This is a genomic window from Hymenobacter coccineus (assembly GCF_001816125.1).
GTDB lineage: Bacteria > Bacteroidota > Bacteroidia > Cytophagales > Hymenobacteraceae > Hymenobacter > Hymenobacter coccineus.
Window position 1 is genome coordinate 1 of record NZ_MDZA01000191.1, and the last position, 4,021, is coordinate 4,021.

The window sequence follows — 4,021 nt, forward strand, 5'->3', positions numbered from 1 at the left end:
CCCGACGCCCCCGAAACGCCCGCCCCGGCCGCGCCCGAAGCCGCCGCAGGGCCCCCGGCCGACCCCAAACTTTCCCTCCACGACCAGCGCCTCCAGCAAGTGGCCCAGGCGATGTACGACCTGGGCCCCAAGCGCGTGCTCGACCTGGGCTGCGGCGAAGGCAAGCTGCTGCGCCTGCTCCTGCGCCAGCCCAAAATCGAGTATATCCTCGGCATGGACGTGTCGCACCAGGCGCTGAGCCGCGCCGCGGCCCGCCTCCACCTGGCCGAAATGCCCCCGCGCCAGCGCGCCCGCCTCGACCTCATCCAGGGCTCGCTGCTCTACCGCGACGAGCGCCTCGCCGGCTTCGACGCGGCGGCGCTGGTCGAAGTCATCGAGCACCTCGACGCCAACCGCCTGGGGGCCCTGGAAACCGTGGTGTTCGGCCAGGCCCGCCCGGCGCACGTCTTCGTCACAACGCCCAACGCCGATTACAATCAGCTTTTCGAAAAGCTCAACGCCGGCGAATTCCGCCACGACGACCACCGCTTCGAGTGGTCCCGCGCCGAGTTCGCCGCCTGGGCCACCGCCGTAGCCGAGCGGCACGGCTACCAAGTGCAGTTAGTGGGCATGGGCGAGGAAGCAGAAGGCGTAGGGGCCCCGTCGCAGATGGCGGTGTTTGGGTTAATTAAATGAGAGAGGATCTTTACAATCTCTCCATTTTTTCAATGGCTTTCAGTACTACCTCACGATTTTTTGCCTCTGTGATAAAAGTTGGTAATCGTTCAACCATCGTTGTATGAGTAGTTGTTTGCCTTTCTCGCAGCTTAGCTTTTACGTAGTTTTTTATTTCTCTGAGATGTAGGCGATTGTAAGCCCGTAATATATTACCCTTTACATCTCCTTGTAGTCTCAGTGGTAAACCAAAAACAGGGTCTGCTCCGTCGAGTCCTTTGCCATAAGAGCGGGTATACTCTTCGTTTCTAGCTCGGTAAATTCTAGTGGCACCACAAGCTGCGCATGAAATGGCGAATCCATCCACTTTCTCTTTTGAATGTGGAATTATTTTGTTTATTCCCTTGCCACAATTATCACAATGCGCCCTAACAGATACTTTGTAGAAGATAAGGTCAATAGCTTTCTCCAGATGATTACAGTGGTTACAAGCCAATCTTGCATTCTTGGGCCAGTAAGGGTCATCGGCGCTTATCACTGCTTCGTGCTGGCATTTAGGGCAGTCAACAATAAATTCATTCATGTACGAGTACCTTACGGTAGCTGGTCCTGAATATCTCTCAACTGACTGTTCCATAATTTAACTGCGATTAAAAATCAGATAGAAACTACTCCACACTTAACTTTAAATGCCCGCCTAAACCTTCCCGAATAATTCGCATTAGCGTGGAGAGCCGGATATCCGAAGCGTCGTTTTCAATGCGGGAGATGTATGTTTTCGTCGTACCGCATTTCTCCGCTAGCTGTGCTTGAGTCAGGCCCCTTTCCTTGCGTAACTCTTGCAGCATAGCCCCGAGCTTAAAGGCTTCGAAACCTTCTTCGAATTCCTCACGGGCCGGGGTGCCGGGCTCGCCGTATTGCGCGGTGAGGTGGTCGGCAAAAGAGGTAAGGTGGTTAGCGGGTTGGTTTTTCATCGAAGTATTGCTGTTTAATTTTCTCGGCTAATTCCAGCTCATTTTTCGGCGTTTTCGGCGTCTTTTTTTGGAAGCCATTGACGAGTATAATGAGCTGGCCTTTATCGAAGAAGCTGAAGACGCGGTAGATGTCAGAGCCGACCTCGACCCGAATTTCATACAGGCCTGAGCTGCCGGTGAGGTGCTTGAAGTATTTTTCCGGCACCCGGTCCACAGTGGCCAGCAGCTTTAAGGTCCAGTTGAATTTCTTTTGCACTTCCGGCTTCAACGTAGCGAAGAAATCCAGGTAGAAGCGGCGGTAATAAAAAACGTTGCGAACAAACTCATCGGCCATGCATCAAAGTTAGCTGATTGGCTAACATTATTCAAGCGTAAACAATGCCCCAAGATACCCTTAAGGTCCCCGAACTCGCCCTGGTGCTGCTCATTGGCAGCACGGGGGCGGGCAAGTCCACATTTGCCCGGCGCTTGTTCCAGCCCACCGAAATTGTGTCGTCGGATACCTGCCGGGGCTTGGTGGCCGACGATGAAAACGACCAATCGGCCAGCCAGGACGCCTTTGAGCTGCTGCACTACCTGGTGGCCAAGCGCCTGAAGCGCGGGCTGCTGACCGTGGTGGACGCCACCAACGTGCAGCCCGAGGGCCGCAAGCCCCTGGTGGCCCTGGCCCGGCAGTACCACGTGCTGCCCGTGGCCGTGGTGCTCGACGTGCCCGATGGCGTGGCTCTGGCCCGCAACGCCCAGCGCCCCGAGCGCCGCGGCGTGGGGCCCCACGTGGTGGCCCGGCATCGCCAGGCGCTGCGCCGCAGCCTGCGCACCCTCAAGGAGGAAGGATTTCGGCACATCCACCACCTGCGCGGCGAAGCGGAAATCGACGTTGTGCAAAGCATCACCCGCGAGCGGCTCTACAATAACCGCCGGGAGGAAACGGGGCCCTTCGACCTCATCGGCGACGTGCACGGCTGCTACCACGAGCTGCGCGCGCTGCTGGAGAAGCTGGGCTATGCGCTGCACGACGAGCCCGTGGCCGACGTGCGCGACCTGGGCATCCGGGTGACGCCGCCGGCCGGGCGGCGCGCCATTTTCCTGGGCGACCTCGTGGACCGGGGCCCCGCCTCGCCGCAGGTGCTGCGCCTGGTGATGAGCATGGTGCGCGCCGGCGCCGCCCTGTGCGTGCCCGGCAATCACGACATCAAGCTGCTGCGCCACCTCAACGGCAAAAAGGTGACGGTGAACCACGGCTTAGCCGAAACCCTGGCCCAGCTGGAGGCCGAGCCCGAAGCCTTCAAGGGCGAAGTGCGGCGCTTCCTCGACGGGCTGGTGAGCCACTACGTGCTCGACGGCGGCAGCTTGGTCGTTGCCCACGCCGGCCTGCCCGAGGCCATGCAGGGCCGCGGCTCGGGGGCCGTGCGGGCCTTCGCGCTGTTTGGCGAGAGCACCGGTGAGATTGACGAATTCGGCCTGCCCGTGCGCTACGAGTGGGCCCGCGAGTACCGCGGCCGGGCCCTGGTGGCCTTCGGCCACACGCCCGTGCCCGACGCCGAGTGGCTCAACAACACCATCGACCTCGACACGGGTTGCGTGTTCGGGGGCCGCCTCACGGCCCTGCGCTACCCCGAGCGCGAGCTGGTGGCCGTGCCCGCCGCGCAGGTGTACTCCGAACCCGTGCGCCCATTGAATTATAAGCAGTTAGCTGCCGACACGCAGCATAACAGCCTAATAACTGACAACGATCAACTGACAACTAACAGCGCCCAGCACGAAAACGACGACCTGCTCGACATTAGTGACGTGACGGGCAAGCAGTTCATCGAAACCCGGCTGCTGCGCGGCGTCACCATTCGGGAGGAAAACGCGGTGGCCGCCCTGGAGGTGATGTCGCGCTTCGCCGTGCACCCCAAGTGGCTGCTGTACCTGCCGCCCACCATGTCGCCCACCGAAACCTCGGCCCTGCCCGACCTGCTCGAACACCCCGCCGAAGCCTTCGCCTACTACCAAAAGCAGGGCGTGGAGCGCGTGGTGTGCGAAGAAAAGCACATGGGCAGCCGCGTGGTGGTGGTGCTGGGCCGCGACGAAGCCGCCATCCAGCGCCGCTTGGGGCTGGCGGGCGAGGGCATCGGCAAGTGCTACACCCGCACCGGCCGCAACTTCTTCACCGATGTGGCCCTGGAAACGGCCTTCCTGGCCCGCCTGCGCGACGCCCTGAGCACCGCCGGGTTCTGGGATAAGTTCGACACCGATTGGGTGTGCCTCGACGCCGAGCTGCTGCCGTGGTCGGCCAAGGCCCAGGAGCTGGTGAAAACCCAGTACGCCGCCGTGGCCGCCGCCGCCACCGCCGCCCCTGCTGTTCCCGCCGGGCCTGCTGGCGCTGGCGGGGCTGCTGTGGCTAGGCT

5 protein-coding genes are annotated in these 4,021 nt (G+C 61.1%); 2 read left to right on the forward strand and 3 right to left on the reverse strand.

The features are described 5' to 3' along the window. On the forward strand, window positions 1–675 hold a 675-nt coding region (locus BEN49_RS12035; RefSeq protein WP_125916807.1), incomplete at its 5' end, for a methyltransferase. A 10-nt stretch (window positions 676–685) separates the two neighbouring features. Here BEN49_RS12035 and BEN49_RS26890 read toward each other — a convergent pair. The 3 genes from BEN49_RS26890 to BEN49_RS12045 form a co-directional block, all read right to left on the reverse strand. Next, window positions 686–1,237: a hypothetical protein gene (locus BEN49_RS26890; RefSeq protein ID WP_125916809.1), complete on the reverse strand. Its 552-nt coding sequence runs from the start codon at window positions 1,235–1,237 to the stop codon at window positions 686–688. Window positions 1,238–1,322: 85 nt separating this feature from the next. Further along, window positions 1,323–1,628, reverse strand: a complete 306-nt coding sequence (locus BEN49_RS12040; protein WP_070743761.1) for a helix-turn-helix domain-containing protein — start codon at window positions 1,626–1,628, stop codon at window positions 1,323–1,325. After that, a complete protein-coding gene (locus BEN49_RS12045; RefSeq protein ID WP_070743763.1) occupies window positions 1,609–1,962 on the reverse strand; it encodes a type II toxin-antitoxin system RelE/ParE family toxin in 354 nt (117 codons plus the stop codon). The genes BEN49_RS12040 and BEN49_RS12045 overlap by 20 nt, the downstream gene beginning before the upstream one ends. A 44-nt stretch (window positions 1,963–2,006) precedes the next feature. Between BEN49_RS12045 and BEN49_RS12050 the strand changes: the two genes are divergently transcribed. Beyond that, a partial coding sequence (locus BEN49_RS12050; protein ID WP_070743765.1) for a polynucleotide kinase-phosphatase occupies window positions 2,007–4,021 on the forward strand: 2,015 nt, incomplete at its 3' end.